At 70.1% G+C, this 21,781-nt stretch carries 19 protein-coding genes and 1 pseudogene; 12 read left to right on the top strand and 8 right to left on the bottom strand.

What is annotated here, in order from left to right; genetic code table 11:
• Positions 1-166 precede the first annotated feature (166 nt).
• A complete protein-coding gene (locus Q4V64_RS14140; RefSeq protein WP_124442808.1) occupies positions 167-898 on the top strand; it encodes a hypothetical protein in 732 nt (243 codons plus the stop codon).
• Positions 899-1,480: 582 nt separating this feature from the next.
• On the opposite strand, the gene Q4V64_RS14135 is transcribed toward Q4V64_RS14140, so the two are convergent.
• Entirely contained in the window at positions 1,481-3,370 is a 1,890-nt protein-coding gene (locus Q4V64_RS14135; protein WP_124442807.1) for a propionyl-CoA synthetase, read from the bottom strand.
• 220 nt (positions 3,371-3,590) lie between these two features.
• On the opposite strand from Q4V64_RS14135, the gene lpdA reads away from it, so the two are divergent.
• Complete coding sequence (lpdA, locus tag Q4V64_RS14130; RefSeq protein WP_124442806.1) at positions 3,591-5,003, top strand: dihydrolipoyl dehydrogenase; 1,413 nt, start codon at positions 3,591-3,593, stop codon at positions 5,001-5,003.
• Between the two features lie 85 nt (positions 5,004-5,088).
• Here lpdA and Q4V64_RS14125 read toward each other — a convergent pair whose 3' ends face one another.
• The 3 genes from Q4V64_RS14125 to Q4V64_RS14115 form a co-directional block, all read right to left on the bottom strand.
• Positions 5,089-6,438, bottom strand: coding sequence for a diacylglycerol kinase family protein (locus tag Q4V64_RS14125; RefSeq protein ID WP_124442805.1), 1,350 nt, complete (start codon positions 6,436-6,438; stop codon positions 5,089-5,091).
• A gap of 83 nt (positions 6,439-6,521) precedes the next feature.
• A complete protein-coding gene (locus Q4V64_RS14120) occupies positions 6,522-7,499 on the bottom strand; it encodes a cytochrome c oxidase assembly protein (RefSeq protein ID WP_124442804.1) in 978 nt (325 codons plus the stop codon).
• A gap of 75 nt (positions 7,500-7,574) precedes the next feature.
• Positions 7,575-8,054 carry a GNAT family N-acetyltransferase gene (locus tag Q4V64_RS14115; RefSeq protein WP_253267223.1) on the bottom strand — a complete coding sequence of 160 codons (480 nt, stop codon included), beginning with the start codon at positions 8,052-8,054 and terminating at the stop codon, positions 7,575-7,577.
• A gap of 245 nt (positions 8,055-8,299) precedes the next feature.
• On the opposite strand from Q4V64_RS14115, the gene Q4V64_RS14110 reads away from it, so the two are divergent.
• The 6 genes from Q4V64_RS14110 (at position 8,300) to Q4V64_RS14085 (ending at position 14,941) form a co-directional block, all read left to right on the top strand.
• Positions 8,300-9,121 (top strand): SCO2525 family SAM-dependent methyltransferase, encoded by an 822-nt coding sequence (locus Q4V64_RS14110; RefSeq protein WP_124442803.1) that lies wholly within the window; start codon positions 8,300-8,302, stop codon positions 9,119-9,121.
• A gap of 54 nt (positions 9,122-9,175) precedes the next feature.
• Entirely contained in the window at positions 9,176-11,014 is a 1,839-nt protein-coding gene (locus tag Q4V64_RS14105; protein ID WP_124442802.1) for an SCO2524 family protein, read from the top strand.
• A gap of 3 nt (positions 11,015-11,017) precedes the next feature.
• The gene (locus Q4V64_RS14100) at positions 11,018-11,935 is read left to right on the top strand and encodes an SCO2523 family variant P-loop protein (RefSeq protein ID WP_124442801.1); all 918 of its coding nucleotides are present in this window, start codon (positions 11,018-11,020) and stop codon (positions 11,933-11,935) included.
• Positions 11,932-12,900 carry an SCO2522 family protein gene (locus Q4V64_RS14095; RefSeq protein ID WP_124442800.1) on the top strand — a complete coding sequence of 323 codons (969 nt, stop codon included), beginning with the start codon at positions 11,932-11,934 and terminating at the stop codon, positions 12,898-12,900. The genes Q4V64_RS14100 and Q4V64_RS14095 overlap by 4 nt, the downstream gene beginning before the upstream one ends.
• 1 nt (position 12,901) lies before the next feature.
• Positions 12,902-13,870, top strand: coding sequence for an SCO2521 family protein (locus tag Q4V64_RS14090; RefSeq protein ID WP_124442799.1), 969 nt, complete (start codon positions 12,902-12,904; stop codon positions 13,868-13,870).
• Positions 13,871-13,987: 117 nt separating this feature from the next.
• Positions 13,988-14,941: a hypothetical protein gene (locus tag Q4V64_RS14085; protein WP_124442798.1), complete on the top strand. Its 954-nt coding sequence runs from the start codon at positions 13,988-13,990 to the stop codon at positions 14,939-14,941.
• A 217-nt stretch (positions 14,942-15,158) separates the two neighbouring features.
• Here the strand turns inward: Q4V64_RS14085 and Q4V64_RS14080 are convergent, their stop codons facing one another.
• Together Q4V64_RS14080 and Q4V64_RS14075 are read right to left on the bottom strand one after the other, a co-directional pair.
• Positions 15,159-15,500 carry a MazG-like family protein gene (locus Q4V64_RS14080; protein ID WP_124442797.1) on the bottom strand — a complete coding sequence of 114 codons (342 nt, stop codon included), beginning with the start codon at positions 15,498-15,500 and terminating at the stop codon, positions 15,159-15,161.
• A gap of 64 nt (positions 15,501-15,564) precedes the next feature.
• Positions 15,565-16,134, bottom strand: coding sequence for a DoxX family protein (locus Q4V64_RS14075; protein WP_124442796.1), 570 nt, complete (start codon positions 16,132-16,134; stop codon positions 15,565-15,567).
• 203 nt (positions 16,135-16,337) lie between these two features.
• Between Q4V64_RS14075 and Q4V64_RS14070 the strand changes: the two genes are divergently transcribed.
• The 3 genes and pseudogenes from Q4V64_RS14070 to Q4V64_RS14060 all read left to right on the top strand — a co-directional run bounded on the left by Q4V64_RS14070 (position 16,338) and on the right by Q4V64_RS14060 (position 17,925).
• On the top strand, positions 16,338-16,664 hold the full coding sequence (locus Q4V64_RS14070; RefSeq protein WP_124442795.1) for a nuclear transport factor 2 family protein: 327 nt from the start codon (positions 16,338-16,340) through the stop codon (positions 16,662-16,664).
• A gap of 80 nt (positions 16,665-16,744) precedes the next feature.
• Positions 16,745-17,077, top strand: a pseudogene (locus Q4V64_RS14065) (aldo/keto reductase); the annotation flags it as partial.
• Positions 17,078-17,091: 14 nt separating this feature from the next.
• Entirely contained in the window at positions 17,092-17,925 is an 834-nt protein-coding gene (locus Q4V64_RS14060; protein WP_253267222.1) for an aldo/keto reductase, read from the top strand.
• 242 nt (positions 17,926-18,167) lie between these two features.
• On the opposite strand, the gene Q4V64_RS14055 is transcribed toward Q4V64_RS14060, so the two are convergent.
• Positions 18,168-18,896 (bottom strand): SDR family oxidoreductase, encoded by a 729-nt coding sequence (locus tag Q4V64_RS14055; protein ID WP_124442794.1) that lies wholly within the window; start codon positions 18,894-18,896, stop codon positions 18,168-18,170.
• A gap of 134 nt (positions 18,897-19,030) precedes the next feature.
• Here Q4V64_RS14055 and Q4V64_RS14050 point away from each other — a divergent pair, with 134 nt between their 5' ends.
• On the top strand, positions 19,031-20,671 hold the full coding sequence (locus tag Q4V64_RS14050) for an alkaline phosphatase D family protein (RefSeq protein WP_124442793.1): 1,641 nt from the start codon (positions 19,031-19,033) through the stop codon (positions 20,669-20,671).
• On the opposite strand, the gene Q4V64_RS14045 is transcribed toward Q4V64_RS14050, so the two are convergent.
• Positions 20,658-21,719 (bottom strand): Gfo/Idh/MocA family oxidoreductase, encoded by a 1,062-nt coding sequence (locus tag Q4V64_RS14045; protein WP_124442792.1) that lies wholly within the window; start codon positions 21,717-21,719, stop codon positions 20,658-20,660. The genes Q4V64_RS14050 and Q4V64_RS14045 overlap by 14 nt on opposite strands.
• Positions 21,720-21,781 lie beyond the last annotated feature (62 nt).

The raw sequence follows: 21,781 nt of genomic DNA, 5'->3' as shown, positions 1-21,781 counted from the left end.
TGCTTCCGGCCAACCCGGCGACCCGTATGTGCCCGCGATGTGCGAGATACGTGCATGCGATGTGTGTCACCGTCCCCGGCGACGGCCACCCCGTGGGGCGGGAGAAATCCATGAGCCCCAAGAGCCTGCGGTGAGGTAGGTTTTCCGCTGTTCGAAGGGGGACCAAGTGGCGAAGCTCAACCAGATCATCGCCGTGGAAAAGGGTGTCAAGAGCAAGTCGCTGCAGGACATCAACACGGCTCACCACAAGGTGCAGAAGCCGGCTCTGCTGGCCGGCATCTCGCGTACGTACCAGCCGAAGGACGAGGAGGGCGAGCAGCTGCCGCCCGAGTCCACGCGGGTGCAGATCAAGGCCGAGGACGTGCTGCGCGAGATGTCCGCGTCGCTGACCCGGTTGTTCGACGTGACCGCCACCAAGGACTGGGCCAACTGCTCCGCCCGAGCGGACGTCATCGTCGACGGGCGGACGATCGTCTCGGACGTTCCGGTCAGCTATCTGCTGTTCCTGGAGAAGCAGCTCACGGACCTGCATACCTTCGTGAAGAAGCTGCCCGTGCTCGACGCCGCCGAGTCCTGGGCCCTCGACCCGTCGACGGACTGGTGGAAGACGGACGCGGTCCGCACGATCCGTACGAAGAAGGTCCCGCGCAATCACGTCAAGGCCGAGGCGACCGACAAGCACCCGGCGCAGGTCGAGGTGTACTACGAGGACGTGCCCATCGGGTACTGGACGACGGTCAAGTTCTCCGGAGCGCTCCCGGCGCGGCGGGTGAACGAGCTCGTGGAGCGGGTCGAGAAGCTCCAGCAGGCGGTGAAGTTCGCCCGCGAGGAGGCCAACGGCGTCGAGGTCACCGACCAGCGTGTCGGCGATGCGGTGTTCGGCTACCTGTTCGGCTGACGCCGGGCGCGGGTAGCATCCCAGATCGCCCCCGCGTGCGAGCGCGGGGGTGCGCAACAGGCACGGGCCGGATTGAGGACCGGTTCGTGCGATGAGCGCAAGCTGAAACTGAGGTTCAGCCTGAAGACACGGTCACAGTGAAGGTTCGAGTCCTTCCCCCGGCTCCACGCGCCGGGGTAGCCCAACCGGCAGAGGCAAACCGTGATCAAACTCAGACTCTCGCTCCAGCTTCAGCATCGCCGCCGATCGCCGGATCGACCGAGGACGGACGAGCGCCGTCGGATGCGAGTTCGACTCTCGCCTGCAGCTCTGTCGTGCTGCGGTAGTTCAAGGGCAGAACACGAGGGCCTGATGACTGATCCGTCCTCTTAAACGCCACCGGCGTGCGCAATTGGGTGGCATCCCCAGGGGCCCGGGAGCTGGATACGACTCCCGGGCTCCGCCATCGGCGATACCTACCGCGTGCCTACCGCGTACCTACCGCGCGCCCACCGCGTGCCCACCGCGTGGACGCGCTCGCCCACCGCGTGCCCACAGCGTGGACGCGCTCGCCCACCGCCGGTCAGGCCGTGAGCCGGCCGTTCACGGGGTGTGATCGGTGCGGCGGAGGACGGGGCGCAGTGTTTCGATGACGTCGGGGTCGTCCACGGTGGAGGGGATGGGTTCGTCGTGGCCGTCGGCGATGCCGCGCATGGTCTTGCGCAGGATCTTTCCGGAGCGGGTTTTGGGCAGGGCGGTGACGACGGTGACGTCTTTGAGGGAGGCGACGGCGCCGATGCGGTCCCGTACGAGTTGGACGAGTTCGGCCTCGACCTCGCTCGATTCGCGGTCCACGCCTGCTTTCAGGACGACGAAGCCGCGCGGGATCTGTCCCTTGAGGTCGTCGGCGACGCCGATGACGGCGCATTCGGCGACGTCGGGGTGGGCGGCCAGGGCCTCTTCCATGCTGCCGGTGGACAGCCGGTGTCCGGCGACGTTGATGACGTCGTCGGTGCGGCCCATGACGAAGACGTAGCCGTCGGTGTCGATGTGGCCGCTGTCGCCGGTGAGGTAGTAGCCGTCGTAGGCGGAGAGGTAGGAGGCGAGGTAGCGGTCGTCGTCGTTCCAGAGGGTGGGCAGTGCGCCGGGCGGCAGGGGGAGTTTCACCACGATGGCGCCGTCGACGCCGGCGGGTGCCGGCTGGCCGGAGGGGTCCAGGACGCGGACGTCCCAGCCGGGCAGGGGGCGGGTGGGGGAGCCGGGTTTGAGGGGTGCGGCTTCGATGCCGACGGGGTTGGCGACGATGGGCCAGCCGGTCTCGGTCTGCCACCAGTGGTCGATCACCGGGATGCCCAGCAGGGTGCTGGCCCAGTGGTAGGTCTCGGGGTCGAGGCGTTCGCCGGCGAGGAAGAGGTAGCGCAGGTGGGAGAGGTCGTGGCCGGCGGTCAGGGCGCCCTTGGGGTCCTCCTTCCTGATCGCCCGGAAGGCGGTGGGCGCGGTGAACATGGTCTTGACCCGGTACTCGGCGGCAACCCGCCAGAACTGGGCCGCGTCCGGGGTGCCGACCGGCTTGCCCTCGTACAGGACGGTGGTGGCGCCGGCCAGCAGGGGCGCGTAGACGATGTAGGAGTGTCCGACGACCCAGCCGACGTCGGAGCCGGTGAACATGGTCTCGTCCGGGCCCACGTCGTAGACGGCGCCCATCGACCAGTGCAGGGCGACCGCGTAGCCGCCGCAGTCCCGCACGACTCCCTTGGGCTTACCGGTCGTTCCGGACGTGTAGAGGATGTAGAGGGGATCGGTGGCGGCCACAGGAACGCAGTCGGCCGGCGCCGCTGCGGCGGCCAGCTCGGCCCAGTCCAGATCGTCCGGCCCCAACTGGGCCTGCTCCTGCGGGCGTTGCAGGATCACGCTCTTCTCCGGCTTGTGGGCGGCGAGTTCGATGGCCCGCTCGAGCAGGGGCTTGTAGGCGATGACCCGCTTGCCCTCGATGCCGCAGGAGGTGGAGACGATCACCTTGGGGGCGGCGTCGTCGATGCGGAGGGCGAGCTCGCGCGGGGCGAACCCGCCGAAGACGACCGAGTGGACCGCGCCGATGCGTGCGCAGGCCAGCATCGCGATGGCGGCCTCGGGGACCATGGGCATGTAGATGACCACGCGGTCGCCGTGCCCCACGCCGAGCTGGGCGAGTGCTCCGGCGAAGGCCGCCACCTCGTCCGTCAGCTGGGCGTAGGTGTAGGTGCGGCGGGTGCCGGTGACGGGGGAGTCGTAGATGAGGGCGGGCTGGTCGCCGCGGCCGGCTTCGACGTGCCGGTCGAGCGCGTTGAAACAGACGTTGAGCCGTCCGTCGGGAAACCAGCGGTAGAAGGGCGCGCCCGAGGAGTCCAGGGCGTGTTGCGGAGTGACGTCCCAGTCGATGGCCTCTGCCGCTCTCAGCCAGAAGCTCTCCGGGTCCTCGGTACTGGCGCGGAAGACATCTTCGTACGTTCCCATCGCGCACTCCTTCGTGGCATCGGTGCTCTACCGCTTCGGGGGCCGGACCGCGGCGGGACCGGCCGACGAGCCTCCCGCAATCATGCCCGCCGTCGATGATCGCCGCGCGGGCATAGATCAGGGCACCGGGGTGCTGAAGCGGACATCCGGGAGACTGTGGCCTGGGTGATGGACCACGTGGCCGCCTCCCAGTTGTTCGATCGAGGAAAGGAAGCCGTCCATGGACGAGCAGGGTGAGCGCTTCGACGTCGTCGTACTCGGCGCGGGCCCCGGCGGATACGTAGCCGCCATCCGGGCCGCCCAACTGGGCAAACGCGTCGTGGTCGTCGAGGAGAAGTACTGGGGCGGCGTCTGTCTGAACGTGGGCTGCATCCCCACCAAGGCCCTGCTGCGCAACGCCGAGCTCGCGCACATCTTCACGCGCGAGGCGAAGACCTTCGGCATCAAGGTCGACGGTGACGTCTCCTTCGACTACGGGGAGGCCTTCCGCCGCAGCCGGAAGGTCGCCGACGGCCGGGTCAAGGGCGTCCACTACCTGATGAAGAAGAACAAGATCACGGAGATCAGCGGTCGCGGCACGTTCCTCGACCCGCACACGCTCCAGGTGGCCGACTACGACGGCAACACCCGCACCATCGGCTTCGACCACTGCGTCATCGCCACCGGAGCGACTCCCAAGCTGCTGCCCGGCACCCGCCGCACCTCCCGCGTGGTGACGTTCGAGGAGCAGATCCTCGCCGAGGACCTGCCGCAGTCCATCGTGATCGCCGGCGCCGGGGCCATCGGTGTCGAGTTCGCCTACGTCCTGCACAACTACGGCGTGAAGGTCACCGTCGTCGAGTTCCTGGACCGCGTCGCCCCGCTGGAGGACGCCGAGGTCTCCGCCGAGCTGGCCAAGCAGTACCGGAGGCTGGGCATCGACGTCCTCACCTCGACCCGTGTCGAGTCGATCGACGAGTCCGGTCCGCAGGTCCGCGTCACCGTCACCGGCAAGGACGGCGCGCAGCAGGTCCTGGAGACCGACAAGGTGCTTCAGGCGATCGGCTTCGCGCCGAACGTCACCGGCTACGGCCTGGAGAACGCCGGCGTGCGTGTCACCGAGCGCGGCGCGATCGACGTCGACGGCCGCTGCCGTACCTCCGTCCCGCACATCTACGCCATCGGCGACGTCACCGCGAAGCTGATGCTCGCGCACGCCGCCGAGGCGATGGGCGTGGTCGCCGCCGAGACGATCGCGGACGCGGAGACCATGGAACTGGACTACGTGATGATCCCGCGCGCCACCTTCTGCCAGCCGCAGATCGCCAGCTTCGGCTACACCGAGGCGCAGGCGCGGGAGAAGGGCTTCGACGTCCAGGTCGCCAAGTTCCCGTTCACCGCGAACGCCAAGGCCCACGGCCTGGGCGACGCGAGTGGCTTCGTGAAGCTGATCAGCGACGCCAAGTACGGCGAGCTCCTCGGCGGCCACCTCATCGGCCCGGACGTCACCGAACTGCTCCCCGAGCTGACCCTGGCCCAGCAGTGGGACCTCACGGTCCACGAGGTCGCCCGCAACGTCCACGCCCACCCCACCCTGGGCGAAGCGGTCAAGGAGGCCGTCCACGGCCTCGCAGGCCACATGATCAACATGTAGCGGCGCGGCGAACGCCCGGACTTTCGTGGCGAACGCCCGGACTTTCGTGAGGGCGTGAGGGAAGGCCTCCGCCTGCACTCACGACTCACGACGCCCGCGCACGTCCGGGCGCCGCCGTACGGCCCACCGACGCCGCCAGCTTGCGCAGCCGACGCCAGTCCAGGCGGGGCGGGGCCTCCGGCACGCCGGGGCGGTCGCGGGGGACGCGGACGCGCAGGGCGGCGGGGGCGATGCGGCAGTGGACCGGGGCGGGGAGGAGCGCGGCCTCACCGTCGAGGCCGACCTCGATCTCCGTGCTGTCGGCGTCCACGGTCACCTCGCGGGCGGTGAGGACGGCGAGGCCGTCCGGCTCCGGGTCCAGCAGGAGTCCGGCCGCCTCGGCCGCGCTGTCCACCCTGACGCCCAGGACGCCGAGCAGCCCGGAGTCGAGTCGCTCGCGGCGGCCGAGACCGGTCGGATCGGCCGTGAGGTAGGGGTTGTTGCTGACCAGCACCGCCTGCGGGGCGGTGAGGGTCGTGTCCGCGGTGCGGGCGGTGAGTTCGGGTCCGCGCTGGCGGGTGAGCAGGTCGGGCAGCAGTCCCCAGGTGGTGCCGATCTTGTCGCCGCGGTAGGCGGGATCCTGGACGACGGCCGCGTACGCGCCGAAGGAGGCGTTGTTGACGAACGGGTGCTCTCCGGCGAAGCCGAGGTCCACCCGGAGTTCGACGCCGTCGGAGAGGGCGTCGAGGCAGGCGCCCGGGTCGGCGCGGTCCAGGCCGAGGTCCATGGCGAAGTGGTTGCGGGTGCCGGCGCTGATGACGAGGAACGGCACGTCGTGTTCCGCGGCGACGGCCGCGACCAGCGCCTGGGTGCCGTCGCCGCCCGCGACGCCCAGCAGGTCGGCGCCGTCCGCGACGGCCGACCGGGCCAGGGCGACGACGTCCTGGTGCCGCTCCGGGTCCAGCAGGACGACACGCGCCCCGAGCCGTTCGGCCTTCTCCTTCAGCCCGAACGCCGCCACCTTGCCGTCGCCGGAACGCGGGTTCATGACGATGAACGGGCGCCGGGGCGCGGGCGTCCTGCGCTCCTTCATGCCGGTGGTGTGCTGCCGGGTGCTGCGCAGGGCGTAGCGACCCGCCCCGACGGCCACCGCCCACGACACCAGGGACAGCGGAAGCGCCCACAGCAGGGTGGTCGCGAGCAGGACGACGACGGCGGTGGGGGCGGCGACCGCGAGCAGCGCCGCCGCCCAGCGGACGGGGCCGCGGCGGGTCAGCGCCCACCACACGGCGGCCGCCGTGAGGGCCGCACCGGCGAGTACGGCCACGAGCAGCAGGACGCCGCCCACACCGCCGTAACCGAGGGGGAGCAGGACGGCGAGCGCCGCCGCGGCCAGTGCGGCGCGGGCCGCCCACCGCTGCGCGCGATGATCCGCCGCGTACGAGTCCACAGCCATGGTCCCCCTCCAGTCGTCGGCGCACATCGTAGAGAAGTGATCCGGAGATTCGGTGGGGGCCGGTGGGTGAGTGTGCGGACCCGTCAACGCTCCGGACGTTGTTGCCTGACGCGCCGGGCGACCTCGCTGTTCTCGGTCTCCCACCACGGACGTACGAGATCCGGGCCCCGCGCCGGTCCCGCCGCGGGCGTCGCCGGGATCAGCTCCGCCTCCAGGCGGCGGTCCAGGGTGACGGTCTCGGCGCGTTCGGTACGGGCCCACTGCACCAGGATCGCCAGGAGGAAGGGCAGCGCCACCAGTTCGGCGATGCTGATCATCGCGCCACCGCCGAGCTGTTGGTCATGGTGGACGTCCGGCGCCCAGGACGGGGCATGATTCAGGTACCAGGCCCCGGCGATGAGCGTGCCGTGCGTCATCACCACGATGCCCGGCACGGCGTCGATGATGCCGTCGACGAACACCAGCGCCGCCCTGACCGGATGCCCGCACCACTTCGGCAGCGCTGCCTCCCGGGTGAGCACCGGCACCACGAACAGGCAGCCGGCGAGCAGCAGGTGCAGATACATCAGGTCGTGCAGCCAGCCCTCGCGCAGGGCGGTTTCGAAGTACGGGGTGAAGTACACGGTCAGCTCGGTCGTGAGCACGAGCGCCGTGCTGACCAGCGGGAAGGTGAGCAGCCGCACCAGCCGCCCGGTCATCACCCGCCGCACGCGGCCGGCGGCGCGCTCGGGCAGGGCACGGACGGCCAGCCGCAGGGGATCGCCGAGGGCCAGCCCGAGGGGTGCGATCAGGTCCAGCAGGACGTTCTGGATCGCGGCCGGCCAGAACAGCGCGTGGTCGTAGACGGCCAGGGCGGACATCGTGGCCACGACGAGCGCGCCGAGCCCGAGCAGCGCGAAGGCGGCGAGACGGGGCACGGGCCAGCGTTCACCCCGGCGCCTGAGCCGCAGTACGCCCCAGCCGTACGGCACGGCCAGCAGGGCGACGAGCAGCAGCGCGGGCACGTCCGGTTGCCATGAGGAGAGCAGGCGTCCCAGGGTGAGCTCCGGCGGACTCCCCATCACGGTCTCCCTCCACGGTGCGTACCTCGAGGGACCTTACGCCCCAGTCGGCTGCGTCCGGGAAGAGGCCCCAGGTCACAGGTGACGGACCATGATCAAGCGGTCTCCGCCCGGTCCGAAGTACTCCTTGTGCAGCTCCCCTTCGAGGGCGAAGTCCAAAGACCTGTACAGGTCGATCGCGGGGACATTGGCCGGTGCCACCGACAGCCGCACCGTGTGCACGCCGTCGGCGCGCAGGCAGGACAGCACCTCCCGCATGAGCCGCCGGCCATGGCCGCGTCCGCGCCGGTCCGGGGTGACGCCGAGCCCAAGCACCCAGCTGCCCTTGTCCACCGCGGTGCCGACCAGGACGTACCCCTGGATGCCCTGGCTGTCGTCGAGGACGAGGAAGTGCCTGGCGTAGAGGTCGTAGAACTGGCGCAGCACGGTGCAGGAGTACGCGTCCCTGGTGAAGAGCTGCTGGTCGAGCAGTGCGATGGCCTCCAGGTCGGACTCCACCACGTTGCGCATCCGCGGGAGCCGGTCCTCGGGAACGTTCTTCGGTGCAGCGGGCATGCCGCCCCCCTAGTGAGGAGTCGAGGCGCGTTGACCTCATATGGGTGAATACGGGCCGAACGACTTGCTTCCTGTCAATCTGTGGATTCGGCAGGGGTTCACCCAGCATTCCTCGGCGGCATCGGGCTGCTCAAGTGCGGTTCAGGACCAAAAATGCATTCGCTGTGGTACACCCTTGGTGTCCCGATTCTGTTGCGGAGTCGCACAGGGGAGTGCGGGATGTCACCGGCGTAGTACCGTGGAGCATGCTCAACGCCGAAGCACCTTGGGACGCCTTCGACCCGCATGCGTACATTGATCACAATTACCGGTATCTGCTCGATGCTGACGCGGAGATCGTTCAGCTCGTGGGCCGGCACTTCAGTGATCATTTCCGCGGGAATTCCCATCGGCCGGTTCTGGGTATTGACGTGGGCGCGGGGGCGAACCTCTATCCGGCGCTGACCATGCTTCCCTGGTGCAGTGAGATCACCCTGCTCGAACGGTCACCGAAGAACGTCGAGTACCTGAAAGAACAGAAGCCCAACTTCCATCCGGAGTGGGACCGGTTCTGGAAGCTGTTGTGCGAGCAGCCGGAGTACGACGGGATCGACGCCGTCCGCAGAGAGCGGTTCAGCGGTGCCGTGCGGGTCCGGGAGGGTGACCTTTTCGATCTGGGGCGTCGGGGCCTGTTCGGGAGCCGGCCGTATCGGCGGTGGCAGATGGGCACCATGTTCTTCGTCGCCGAGTCGCTGTCGAGTTCCCACGAGGAGTTCCGGCGGGCGGTCGAATGCTTCATGAGAGCCCTCGCCCCAGGAGCCCCTTTCGCCGCCGCGTTCATGGAGGGTTCGAAGGGCTATTCCGTCGGCGACCGGTTCTTTCCCGCCTGTGATGTCAACGAGTTGCAAGTGGACGAAATCCTCGAACCGTTCGCGGGAGCGGTGGACTACTCGACTCTCGGCGAGGTGCGTCCCGGACACACGGGGATCATCCTGGCGCTCGGTCACCGGAAGTCGAATTCCGTTGCTTCGGTACTCTCCGGCGGCTTTTCCAAGTGGCTGAACCCGGTATTCCGGCATCGCCACTGAAGTATCCACGCGGAAGCGGAAGACGGCGGCACTACCTGTGTGAGGGGCATGGGGATGCAGATCAAGCCACGTCAGCACCTGTTGGATATTTGGCAGGCCGTTGCCAGACACTCATTCGACAACGGCAAGTGGAACTGGGGGGAACAGGGAGGGAGCAGCAGCGTCGCGGACGCGGAGCGGCTGCTGTGCCTCATGTATCCCGCCACCGAGATTCCCGCATTCCGCCTCGACGAGCCGGACACCACCAAGCGGGACGTGGAAAGGGCACTCAAGCGGGCCGGCGGGCGCATGGAGATCCCCGGGAATCTCGTCACGGTGCTCACCCAGTTCATGAGCATGCACGCCGCGGCGGACGAGAGCCCCACCTTCGGCGGCGGCCAGTACTTCGGCACTCTGGATCCGCAGCGGGACGTCACCCAGGAACAGCGGGAACTGGGCGTCGTGGACTCGTTCAGCATGTCTGTCACCCTCTGTCTCGCCACCCTCGGATTCCTCAAGGTCTATGAGGAGAAGACGTCGCGTACGGACATGAAGAAGTCCATCGCGCGCCTTCGGGAGGCCACCAGCGTCCGGCTGACCGCCGCGATGGTCAGCCTTCTGCGGTCCTTCGCCGTGAACGTGTTCGACCCGGATTCCCCCCAGGGCCAGCGGCTGGTCCGGCTCGTCGGCCAGGGCCGGTCGTCCGAACGGGCCGTACTCCAGCAGTTCCAGCGCCGCTTCAAGCCGCTGCGCGCCACGATCACGGAGAGCCTCACGCTGGGCCTGGACGTCGAGGAGGCGCTCCAGGACGACAACCAGCTCTTCGAATGCGGCTGGGCCTGGAGCCTGGTGAAGGACGCGCCGACCGTGGAGAGCGAAGCGAAGATCGGTCAGCCCGACGGCGTCGCCGACTCCGTGCCGTATCTCTACTTCACCGTGGTCGCCCTCGACGGCATCCAGGACCTGTTCTCGGACCGCACGCTCACCCTCGGCCTGCTCACCCCCGAACAGCAGACGCTGGCCGGCGCGCTCAGGCTGCGCTGGGAGATCACCCAGCAGTACTGGTCGGGCATCGCCCGCTTCGACCCCGAGCGCTGGCCGCTGGAGGACCTCCCGTGGCGCACCACGGGACAGCGGCTGGAGTCCGACTACTTCTCGCTGTCCGTCGCGGCCATCGTCGTCCACGACCTCGTGCGGCGCCGCGCCACCGACGACGACCTCACCCGCACGGTCGCCGTCATGGAACGCCTGGCCGAACGCGGCCGTATCACCAGCCGCATGGCCCGCGAGGACCCCGCCGTCCAACTCCACAACCCGGGCGTCACCCTGCCACTGCAAGGCAGCGACCGCATGGGCCCGCTCCTGCACTGGACGATGACCGACTTCTCCGCGCAGCTGCTCAAACGGACCATCCAGCTGTGCGAGTTGTCCCGCAACATCACCTCGCACGACCGGCTGCTCCAGCTGGCGGAGGACATCCTCGACCACCTCTGGCAGCGACGTATCCAGGACGGCGAAGGCATCGGCCTGTGGGACAACGTCCACGCCGTCTACCCCGGCGCACCCGCCACCGACGACCAGCCGTCCTGGAGCATCACCGAACGCGTCACCGAGTGCATGGTCGCCGCGCGCAAGCTCTACGAGCAGCGGCCCATCCGCAGCCCCGAACTCACCGTCATGGCGAAGGCGTTGCTCAGTGAGTCCACCCACCTCTTCGGCTACGAACTGATGGAGCACACCACGGCCGGCGACAGCGAACGCGGCAAGTCGCTGCGGAGCATCGAGATCCGGCTCCGCCGCGCCCGCCGCATCCTCGACGAACAGCCCGGCACCGCCTGCGCGTTGACGCTGTCCGTCCTCGGCGAGCTGGACACCCTGGCCCAGGCCAGGGACGCCGCCGCGCAGGAGGTGTGACCGGTGCTCGTCTTCGCCGCCTCCGACAAGGGAGGCACGGGCCGATCCGTCACCAGCGCCAACCTCGCGTACCAGCGGGCGATCGCCGGTGACGACGTCTGCTACGTCGACTTCGACTTCGGCTCCCCGACGGCCGCTGTGGTCTTCGACGTTCCGGAGGCGATGGGAGGCGTCCAACAGGACGGCCTGCACTCCTACTTGGAAGGGTCGGCCGGTGAGCCGGTCCGGCTGGACGTCTGGGCCCGCACCCAGCACTCCGTACTGCGCGGCAGGCCGGGCGGCTCGGGCCGGCTCGTCCTGATGCCCGGCGACCTCAGCGGCGGCGAATTCGCCACGGACCAGGAGACCCTGCGGCGCTGCGTCGACCTCATGCTGCGGCTGAACACCGAGTTCGACGTGATCATCGTGGACCTCAGCGCCGGACGCAGCTACGCCATGGACATGGTGCTCGAAGCGACCGCGCGGTCCGAGATGCGCGGGGTCGAAGCCCGCTGGCTCGTCTTCCACCGCTGGACCCGGCAGCACGTGACCGCCGCCTCCGGACTGGCCTTCGGGCCGCACGGCATCCTGCGGGGAGGGGCGGCCAAGGGACACGACGAGGCAGTCCTCAGGGAGGCCATCCGCTTCGTACGGGCCGCGGTGCCCGGCCCCGAGTCGCCGCTGTGGGCCCACGCCTCGCCCGCCCAGTCCACCTGGATGCAAAAGCGCGACGAGCAGCTCAGGCGGCTCGCCTCCGAGCACGGAATCGGGGACAGCGTGGTGCTGGGCACCGTACCGCTGGAGCCGATCCTCCACTGGCGTGAGCAGCTCATCACCGAGGACGACGTGATCTCCACCCAGATAGCCGGCAAGGAGACGCTGGAAGAGCTGGAGGAGATCGCGCGACGGCTGACGGACGACACCTACTGGGGGCGGTCATGACGGAGTCCGTGTTCCGGGAGACCACCGCCGAGCCGCGCACCCAGTCCGTCCCGCTGTCCCATCTCTCCCTGGAACTGGGCCACTTGTACATGGAGGACTTCGAAGCCGGTCCCCAGCGGCTGCGCGCGCACTTCGAGCGGGTACGGCCCTGGGCGGACGCGGTCCGCGCCGAGGCCGCCGCCCGGGCGGGCGGCAGGCGGCCCCGGATCAGCACCTGCTTCCTCGTCGACGACTACTTCACCCGCTTCTCCACCCCCGCCGACGTCCTGCCCGTGCTGCTGGCCGAGGCCGAGCGGGCGGGGCTCGTCATCGACTACCTGGCCCGGGAATCCGGCTGCGCCGTGGCGGACGAGATCCCCCTCGCTCAGTCCGTGGCGGGCCGCCTGGTCGAATCACCGCCGCCCGGCAGCTACGGACTGCGCCGCCCGCCCGTCGGCGAGACCGGCTGGCTCGCCAACGGCGAACGCACCCCGACCCCGCGCGCCCCGCAGGCGATGAAGACCGCCACGGCCTGGCAGCCGCCCCGCGAGACCGCGGCGCGCCGCCACTCCGTCTTCCTGGACGTCGAACTGTGGGACGACGACGAGGAAGGCAACCGCACCTGGTCCTGCCCCTTCCTCGCCGCGGTCTGGCAGCTGGCCCGCCTCGGACTGCTGCGCAACGAGGACGAGGCCGTACTCCCTCCCCGGCCCCACCCCGCGGGCGAGTTCCCGCGCGACTGGGACGAGCTGGCGCCCCTGCTCCAACTCAACGCGTCCGCACCCGCGTTCACCGCCTACCGCACCTGCTCCGTACTGCCGTCCCGGTTCCTGCCCGTCGAGCACGCCGTGCGCGTCATCCTCGACCAGACCGACGTCCACATGGGCGCGTTACGCCAAGTGGCCGAGCGCTCCGCCCAGGAGGGTATGGAGGTGCCCGATTCCGTCGCCGACCGCGTCAGTTACGTCTTCTACGCCGGGCAGTGACATGGGGACCCCCAGGGACACGACACCGACGGTGCTCGCCTGCGGCGAAGTACGCACCGGTCTGCTGCCGTCCTTACGGCCCCTGGACGTCCGGGCCGCCGCACAACTCCTCCGGCTGCGGGCCGACGAACGCGTCCTCGTCTCGCAACGCCCCAACCTGTACGTACTGTCACCGGACACCCTCACCGGAGTGGACTGCCGGTTACCCACCTCCAACGGCGCCAAGGTCCGAGCCGTCGGCACGGTGGCCGCCCGCGCCGTACTCACCGAGGGCCGGCTCCTCCAGGCCGGCGCGTTCTTCCGCGCCCCCGCCGCCGGGCCCGACGAGCGGCAGCCCTGGGGCCACTATCTCGTCCGGCCCGGGACGCTCGAACCCTTCGGGAAACTACCCGGGGAAGCGACCGCGCAGGGCGTGCTGACGGGTGGCCGCCGCGGGGAACTCGATCTCGGACAGATCGCCGAGGAACTGCTCTCACGACTGCGGCGCCACGTACTGGTCGACAACAAGCCACCCATGAAGTCCCGTCCCACCCGCCTGCGCTGGGCCGCCCTGCCCGCGGCGGACGGCCAGGGGCCCTCGATCGAGCGTTTCACGGTCGTCGACGACGAGCTGCGGACGCTGCGGCTGAGAATGCCGGACGGCACACAGCCGGACGCCGTCGCGGGGCTGTGCGAGGACTTCGCACGGCACGACTGGCTGCTGACGACCCTCGTAGGACTGCTCGACAACAGTCGGCTCGGCTCGCCGGACGGACCGGCCGCCGTAGGGGCGCTGCGCCCCGCCGTGGACCATCTGCTGCATCTGTGGATGCCGGGAGCGCGGGTGCACCGCGGCCTGGCTCCGCTGTGGGACGTGCTGGAGCGGGAGCCGGGGTTCAGTCGGCAGTGGCACACCCTGGTCCAGCGCGTCCGGGACCAACTGGCCGTGCAGGCCATCGCGTTGCCGCGCGCCGTTTCGGCGTCGCGCTGAAGCCGTTCCGGGAGCCGCCCCGGAACAGCGCCTCGGACCATCCCGACGGGGGGAGAGAACGAAATGAGCCCAGAGCCACGAGGAACGAACTTAACGGACCCGGCACGGACGGAGGGGATGCGGGTACCGCCCCTGCTGCTGAAGATCCTCATCACCGCACTGGTGGCCGTCCTCGCGTACGTCCTCACCAACCTGATCGACCAGAAACAGGGGGAGATGTGGAAGCTGACCGTCTCCATCGTCATCGGTGGCGCCACACTGATCGTCCAGTACCTGGTCGACTTCGAGCGCCGGCTGACGGAGGTCGAGACGGGGCAGGTCACGCGCATCCGTGAGATGAAGGAGAGCCTCGCCGCCCACCACGGCGCGATGAGGGACCTGGTCGACGACCGCTTCGCCCGCATCAGCGAGGCCACCGAGCTCTTCAGCCAGGTCGACCGCTCGGTGCTGCGCTCCGACGGGGTGACCAAGCTCGCCCGCAGCGCCACGAAGGTGGGCCATCTGGAGAACCCGCTGGTGGAGAAGTTCGCCGACCTGGCGATCGGCAGGCTGGCGACGCTGATGGAGGACCTCAGCAGCCGCAGGGCCGACTGCCTCGGGGAGAACGACGACTGGATGATCGACCTCACCAAGTGCGTCCAGAGCAGCCTCGTCGCCACCAGCACGTCCGTGGACCGCGGCTTTTGGAACAGCGAGCCCGCGAAACGCTATCTGGAGGCACAGAGCGACGCGATCGGCAGGGGAGTGAAGGTGCGGCGGCTGTTCGTCGTGAACACTCCCGAGGACATCGACTCCGAGCTGGAGGAGATCTGCGAGAGCCAGAAACTCCTCAACATCGACGCGTGCATCGTCGCCCTGTCGGAACTGCCGCACAGGGTGCAACTGGGCACGACGAGCGACTTCATCGTCTTCGACGAGGTGCTCTCCTACGAGACCGGCCAGGACACCCTGGACGTCAACGCCAAGACCACACTCGACGCCCGCCCCGAACACGTCAGCCGCTGCCTGAAGCGGTTCAACGAACTCTGGGGGGCGACACAGAACCTCGCGAGTTCACGCGACCCGCGGTGATCAGGCCCTAGGGCCTGTTGCGAAAGTCCCGCCTGCCCCGCGACGCCATGCACGCTCCCCCACTGCCTTAAAGGCGTGGGAGGGGCCCCCACTCGCCGCACCGGGCGCAGGCCCACGTACAACCAGTACGAGGGCCTGCGCCCGGCACGCCGAGAGTACGCACCTGACGCCGCGGGGCCCGCCCTCCGGGCGGACGACGGGACTTTCGCAACAGGCCCTAGCCCAGCGAACGCTCCGTCACCCGAGCCAGATGCCGGGCGAAGACCTCGCGGGTGTCCGGGGTGAGCGTGCGCAGGGCCACCAGGGCCGTGATCACGACGTCGCACAGCTCGCCCTGGACGTCCTCCCAGGTGTGCGTGACGCCCTTGCGCGGGTTCTGCCCGGTCGCCCCGATCACGGCCTGGGCGACCTCGCCGACCTCCTCGGACAGCTTCAGCATGCGCAGCAGCATGCCCTCCCGGCCGGCGACCGGGCGGTTCGCCTCCAGCCAGGCCCAGAGGTCGTCGATGGCGGCCCACAGGTCGGCGGAGGTCTCGGGAGGGGTGGCCTGATCAGTCATGCGGGCAGCTTGGCACGCCGGCCCATGGGCGGGACACGTACCCCGAATCCCCGGGCGGGGCAGCCTACGACTCGCCGAAGAGCGCCTCCTGCTCTTCGAACTGGCCTGCTGCCTTCTCTTGCTCGTCCTTCTGCAGCCTCTTGTTGCGCGCCCCCACGACCACGGCAGTGACCGCCGCCGTCGCCGCGAACGCCGCGGGCACCATCCAGCCGCGGTCGAAGACATGGCCGAGCGCGTGGTCGAGGGAGAGCCGCCCGGGGCCCGCGACCGCGAGGCCGGTCGCGGCCAGGCCCAGGGTCGCCGCGTACTCGTAGCCGCCCTCCTGGTTGAAGAAGCCGTTCGGCGCGTGCACCGCGGACGCGCCCGCCATCGCCCCGGCCGCCGCCGCACCGGCGGCCGGGGTCGCGAGGCCCAGCGCCAGCAGCGTGCCGCCGCCGGTCTCGGCCAGCCCGGACGCCGTGGCGCTCGCCTTCCCTGGCGTGTACCCGACGGACTCCATGAACTGGCCGGTGCCCTCCAGCCCGTGCCCGCCGAACCACCCGAACAGCTTCTGCGTGCCGTGCGCGGCCAGCACCCCGCCGGTACCCAGCCGGAGCAGCAGCAGACCCAGATCACGTCGGTCGTAAGTGGTCACTTTGTCTCCCGAGGCAGGTAACAAGCACAACCCGGAACAACCGGGAACGACTCCCTCCGCGTTTCCACCCTCGCACTCCCGACACCTCGCGGCCCCGCCCGCGGCGCCGTTCGGGTGGCGGAGCCGGGCGGGCCGGGCGGGCCGGGGCGGGCCGGCGGAGCTTCCGGTGGCGGGCCCCGGGGAGCGGTGTGAGTCTGACTGGCATGACGATTCAGACCGCCAAACTCAGCGACCCGGCCGTCCGCGCCTTCGTCACCGCCGTCAACGCCCATGACCGCGAGGCCTTCCTTTCGCTCCTCGCCCCCGGTGCGACGATGGCGGACGACGGGGCCGAACGCGACCTCGACGACTGGATCGACCGGGAGATCTTCTCCTCCCACGGTCACATGGAGGTCGACAACGAGTCCCGGGGCGGCCGCGCCCTCGTCGCCCGCTACAGCAACGACACCTGGGGCGAGATGCGCACCCGCTGGAGCTTCACGGTCGACGACGACGGCAGGATCACCCGCTTCGAGACCGGGCAGGCCTGAAAGCGACATCAGCCGCTCCCGCGGCGGGCCGTACGAAGGCCTTGCGTTCGTGTGCGCTCCAACTCCTAGCGTGCTCCGGCATGGAGACCACACGGACACTGGGCCGCAGCGGTATCGAGGTCAGCGCGCTCGGCTTCGGCTGCTGGGCGATCGGCGGCGAATGGCAGGACACCGACGGGCAGCCGCTCGGCTGGGGCAAGGTCGACGACGAGGAGTCCGTACGGGCCGTCCGGCGCGCCCTCGACCTGGGCGTCACCTTCTTCGACACGGCCGACACCTACGGCGCCGGACACAGCGAACGCGTCCTCGGCCGGGCCCTCGGCAAGCGCCGGGACGACGTGGTCCTAGCCACCAAGTGGGGCAACGTCTTCGACGAGGACACCCGCACCCGCACCGGCCAGGACGGCACCCCGGCCTAGGGGGTGTTTTGAAAGTCCCGCACAGCACCCGCGGCGCCCGGCACGCACCCTCGCCGCACCGGCCAAAGGCCCAAGTAGCTCCTCCCCCACTCTCGGCTTCGCTCGAGCGGGGGGACCCCCATCGAGGGCCTTCGTCCGGCACGCCGAGGGCACGCACCGAACACCGCGGGCACCGCACGGGACTTTCAAAACACCCCCATGCCCGCCGCGCGCTGACGGCGTCCCTCACCCGCCTCGGCACCGACCACGTCGACCTCTACCAGCTGCACATCTCCGACGCCGGTCCCGAGCGCGCCGCCGAACTCCGCGACGTCTGCGAGGGGTTCGTGCGCGAGGGCCTCGTCCGCGCCTACGCGTGGAGCACCGACGACCCGGCCCGTGCCGCCGTGTTCGCCGAGGGGGAGCACTGTACGGCCGTACAGCACGCGATCAATATGTTGCAGGACGCGCCCGACATGATCGCGCTGTGCGAGGAGTCGAATCTCGCGAGCGTCAACCGCAGTCCGCTCGCGATGGGGTTGCTGGGCGGGAAGCGTCAAGCGCCTTCGCAGGCCGGAGACATCCGCAGTCGGCCCCCGGCGTGGCTGCAGGGGTTCGGCGACGGTTCGGGGGCGGACCCGGAGTGGCTCGCCCGGGTGGACGCCTTGAAGGACGTCCTCACCAGCGGCGGCCGTACGCTCGCCCAGGGCGCCCTCGCCTGGCTGTGGGCCCGCAGCCCGCGCACGATACCGATCCCCGGCTTCCGCTCGGTCGCCCAGGCCGAACAGAACGCGGGCGCCCTGGAGAAGGGACCGCTCACCGCCGAGCAGATGGCCGACGTCGAGCGCATCCTCGGACGCTGAGCGTCCGGGGCCGATTCCCGACCCACGCGGCAGCCGTTCCACGAACCGGTGCGTACCCCGCGGTCCCACGCGGGGTCCACCCCCATCCGGTGCCGTGGTACGGCTGCCGCCTCCCCCCTCGGGTGCGCCTGCGGAAGTCCAGTGCTCCAAGTGTGAAGCTCTGGTGCAGGAGATGTAGAGCATAAGCCTGCCACCGGCCATAACGCAGTGGACGGCCACATTCCGTTTGTGCAGATTGTGAATCAGCCCCGGCCCACGTACGGCATCGCCGTCGCCAGCACCGTCGCGAACTGCACGTTCGCCTCCAGTGGCAGCTCCGCCATGTGCCGCACCGTGCGCGCCACGTCGGCGACGTCCATCACGGGTTCGGGCGCGATCTCACCATTGGCCTGAAGAGCCCCCGTCTGCATCCGCGCGGTCATGTCCGTGGCCGCGTTGCCGATGTCGATCTGCCCCACCGCGATGCGGTACGGCCGCCCGTCGAGGGACAGGGACTTGGTGAGCCCCGTCAGCGCGTGCGCCGAGATGGACCCGTTGTTGATGATCCGTCCGCCCTGCGGGTCCTGCTCCTTCATCTGCCGGTACGCCGCCTGCGCGCACAGGAACGCCCCGTTGAGGTTGGTGTCCACCACGTGCCGCCAGGCGTCGTAGGGCAACTCCTCGACCGGCACACCGCCCGGCCCGAACGTCCCCGCGTTGTTGAACAGCAGGTCCACACGCCCGAATCGGTCGACGGTGGCGACGAACAGCGCGGCCACATCCTCCTGTCGCGACACGTCCGTCCGTACGGCGAGGGAGGCCCCCTCGGGCACCAGGGCCGCCGTCTCCTCCAGCGTCTCGATCCGGCGCCCCGCCAGGGCCACCGACCACCCCGCGCGCAGCAGCTCCACGGCGACCGCGCGACCGATGCCGGAACCCGCGCCGGTCACCACCGCGGTCCTCGAAACCTTCGCAGTTTGCATGGCATTCATGGGCCCGCAGCGTAGGGGACGGCCCGCCATGCGGAACTCATCCATCCGCCATCCGACTGTTGTGTACGTGCCCATCACAGGTCGTCCCCGGCCACTCGAATGCCCCTTGCACCCATTCGTCAGGGGAGGACCGGATGACACCCGCAGCACGCCCGTCCCAGCACGCCCCCGAACTCCGCGCCGCCGCACGCCACCTGAACCGCCGTCGCTTCCTGACCGTCACCTCGGCGGCCGCCGCGCTCGCCTTCGCGGCCAATCTGCCGTCGGCCGGCATCGCCGCCGCCGCCGAACTCGACGCCGCGAAGATCACCGAGAACCCGTTCACCCTCGGCGTCGCCTCCGGCGACCCGCTGCCGACGTCCGTGCTCCTGTGGACCCGGCTGGCCCCCTCGCCGTACCAGCCCGACAGCGGCCTGCCCGCCGAACGCGTCACGGTCCACTGGGAGTTGGCCCACGACGACCGCTTCCGCCGGATCGCCAGACGCGGCACTGTCACCGCGCACCCCGAGTTCCACCACGCCGTGCACGTCGAGGTGAGCCACCTCGACCCCGGCCGGGTCTTCCACTACCGCTTCCGGGTGGGGAGCTGGGTCAGCGAGACCGGCCGCACCCGCACCGCGCCCGCCTCCGGTGACCAGGCCTTGGCCCTCACCCTCGCCGCCGTCTCCTGCCAGGCGTACCACGACGGCTACTACACTCCGTACGCCCATCTCGCCCAGGACGACGTCGACGTCGTCTTCCACCTCGGCGACTACCTGTACGAGTACGCGGTCGACGCCGTCGGCGGCCGGCGGAACTACACCGACCGCACGCTCCCCGCCCTCTTCAACCGGGAGACGGTCACGCTGGAGGACTACCGCCTGCGGTACGCCCTCTTCAAGTCCGACCCCGACCTGCGCGCCGCCCACGCCGCGCACCCCTTCGTCGTCACCTGGGACGACCACGAGACCGAGAACAACTACGCCGACGACATCCCCGAGAACAACGTGCCGCCCGAGGAGTTCCTGCTCCGCCGCGCAGCCGCCTACCGCGCCTACTGGGAGAACCAGCCGCTGCGCCGCCCCCAGCAGCCGGCCGGCCCCGACATGCAGCTCTACCGCCGCCTGAAGTGGGGCCGGCTCGCCCAGTTCGACGTCCTCGACACCCGCCAGTACCGCTCCAACCAGGCGTACGGCGATGTCGCGCACGCCCCCGGCCCAGAGTCCGACGACCCGGCGCGCACCATGACCGGCGAGACGCAGGAGCGGTGGCTGCTCGACGGGTGGCGCGCCTCACGGGCGCTGTGGCACGTCGTACCGCAGCAGGTCATGTTCGCTCAGCGGCACATCGACCTGACCACGCCGTCCCGGGTGTCGATGGACGCCTGGGACGGCTACCGTGCCTCGCGCCGGCGCGTCCTCGACGGGGCGAAGGCGGCCGGCGTCGAGAACCTGATGGTGCTGAGCGGGGACGTCCATTCGGCGTACGCCTTCGACATCAAGGACGACTTCGACGACCAGGCCTCGCCGACCCTCGGCACGGAGATCGTGGCGACCTCGATCTCCAGCGGCCGGGACGGCGCCGACAAGCCCGCGACCTGGGACACGTACATGACCGCCAACCCGCATCTGAAGTTCTACAACGGGCGGCGCGGCTATGTGACCGTCGCGCTGGGCCGGGAGCGGGCGCGGGCCGACTTCAAGACGGTGCCGTACGTGCTCACGCCCGGGGCGCCGATCGCGACGGCCGCGTCCTTCGTGACGGAGGTGGGGGAGCAGGGGCTCAAGCCGGCGTGAGTTCCGGCTCGCCCGTCTCGCTGGGGGTTTCGCCGGGATAGCGGACGCCGACGCGGTCCCGGATCGCGTCGAGCGTCCGCATCACGGCGAGCGTGCCGTCGAGCGGGACGAGCGGGGACTCGGTCTCGCCGGCCCGCAGGGCCCGCATCACCTCGCGCGCCTCGTGCTTGAGACTGCCCCGGGGACCGTCCGCCGGGCCGGCCGCGAACTCCTCCGGGTCGCGGCCGTCCCGGTGCAGCACGAACCGGTCGGTGTGGAAGAAGCCGTACGGGATGTCGATGCGGCCCAGCGAGCCGGTGACGGAGGCGGTGGTGGCCGTACCGCCGATGATGGAGCAGTGCACCGAGGCGAGCGCGCCGCTCTCCCAGGAGAGCAGTGCTCCCGTCTGGAGATCGACACCCTCGTCGGAGAGCACGGCCCTCGCGGCGATGTCCGCCGGTTCCCCGAGCAGCAGCTGCGCGAACGACACCGGGTACACGCCCAGATCCAGCAGCGCGCCCCCGCCCTGCTCCGGGTCACGCAGCCGGTGCGAGGGAGGCAGTATCCCATTCCTCGCCTCCGGCAAGAGGTGACCCGCCAGCCCGAAGTCGGCCTGCACATGGCGCACGTCGCCGATCGCCCCGTCCCGCACCAGCTCGGCGAGCCGCAGGATCAGCGGGTTGCAGTACATCCACATGGCCTCCATCAGGAAGCTCCCGCGGGCCCGGGACAGCGCGACCAGCTCCTCGGCCTCCCGCGCGTTCAGCGTGAACGCCTTCTCGCACAGCACGTTCCGCCCGGCCTCCAGACACAGACCGGCGGCCGCCCGGTGCGCCGAGTGCGGGGTGGCGACGTACACGACATCGATGTCCTCGTCCCGCGCCAGCGCGTCCCAGTCGCCGTACGCCCGCGGTATCCCGAACCGCTCCGCGAACGCCTTCGCCGACGCCTGTGTCCGCGAGGCCACAGCCACGACCTCCGCGTCCGGCAGATCGACCAGATCCGCTGTGAAGGCGGCAGCGATCCCTCCGGTCGCCAGAATCCCCCAGCGCACGCTCTGCTCCGTCATTGCGGCCCCACCCTCGCTCACGTGACCCTCGGCACCCTTCGGCACTCGGTACGAGCTGAGAG

The sequence above is a fragment of the Streptomyces sp. NL15-2K genome, assembly GCF_030551255.1.
GTDB lineage: Bacteria > Actinomycetota > Actinomycetes > Streptomycetales > Streptomycetaceae > Streptomyces.
Note: the sequence above shows the minus strand (reverse complement) of the source record. Positions and strands in the feature narration are given on the sequence as shown.

What these genes read in the sequence shown, in the direction of transcription:
- Q4V64_RS14120 (WP_124442804.1), bottom strand. Translation starts at nt 7,499, where the DNA reads ATGGGGAGTCCGCCGGAGCTCACCCTGGGACGCCTGCTCTCCTCATGG.
- Q4V64_RS14135 (WP_124442807.1), bottom strand. Translation starts at nt 3,370, where the DNA reads ATGGGAACGTACGAAGATGTCTTCCGCGCCAGTACCGAGGACCCGGAG.
- Q4V64_RS14125 (WP_124442805.1), bottom strand. Translation starts at nt 6,438, where the DNA reads ATGGCTGTGGACTCGTACGCGGCGGATCATCGCGCGCAGCGGTGGGCG.
- Q4V64_RS14115 (WP_253267223.1), bottom strand. Translation starts at nt 8,054, where the DNA reads ATGCCCGCTGCACCGAAGAACGTTCCCGAGGACCGGCTCCCGCGGATG.
- Q4V64_RS14050 (WP_124442793.1), top strand. Translation starts at nt 19,031, where the DNA reads ATGACACCCGCAGCACGCCCGTCCCAGCACGCCCCCGAACTCCGCGCC.
- Q4V64_RS14055 (WP_124442794.1), bottom strand. Translation starts at nt 18,896, where the DNA reads ATGAATGCCATGCAAACTGCGAAGGTTTCGAGGACCGCGGTGGTGACC.
- Q4V64_RS14045 (WP_124442792.1), bottom strand. Translation starts at nt 21,719, where the DNA reads ATGACGGAGCAGAGCGTGCGCTGGGGGATTCTGGCGACCGGAGGGATC.
- Q4V64_RS14110 (WP_124442803.1), top strand. Translation starts at nt 8,300, where the DNA reads ATGCTCAACGCCGAAGCACCTTGGGACGCCTTCGACCCGCATGCGTAC.
- Q4V64_RS14105 (WP_124442802.1), top strand. Translation starts at nt 9,176, where the DNA reads ATGCAGATCAAGCCACGTCAGCACCTGTTGGATATTTGGCAGGCCGTT.
- Q4V64_RS14085 (WP_124442798.1), top strand. Translation starts at nt 13,988, where the DNA reads ATGCGGGTACCGCCCCTGCTGCTGAAGATCCTCATCACCGCACTGGTG.
- Q4V64_RS14090 (WP_124442799.1), top strand. Translation starts at nt 12,902, where the DNA reads ATGGGGACCCCCAGGGACACGACACCGACGGTGCTCGCCTGCGGCGAA.
- lpdA (WP_124442806.1), top strand. Translation starts at nt 3,591, where the DNA reads ATGGACGAGCAGGGTGAGCGCTTCGACGTCGTCGTACTCGGCGCGGGC.
- Q4V64_RS14095 (WP_124442800.1), top strand. Translation starts at nt 11,932, where the DNA reads ATGACGGAGTCCGTGTTCCGGGAGACCACCGCCGAGCCGCGCACCCAG.
- Q4V64_RS14070 (WP_124442795.1), top strand. Translation starts at nt 16,338, where the DNA reads ATGACGATTCAGACCGCCAAACTCAGCGACCCGGCCGTCCGCGCCTTC.
- Q4V64_RS14080 (WP_124442797.1), bottom strand. Translation starts at nt 15,500, where the DNA reads ATGACTGATCAGGCCACCCCTCCCGAGACCTCCGCCGACCTGTGGGCC.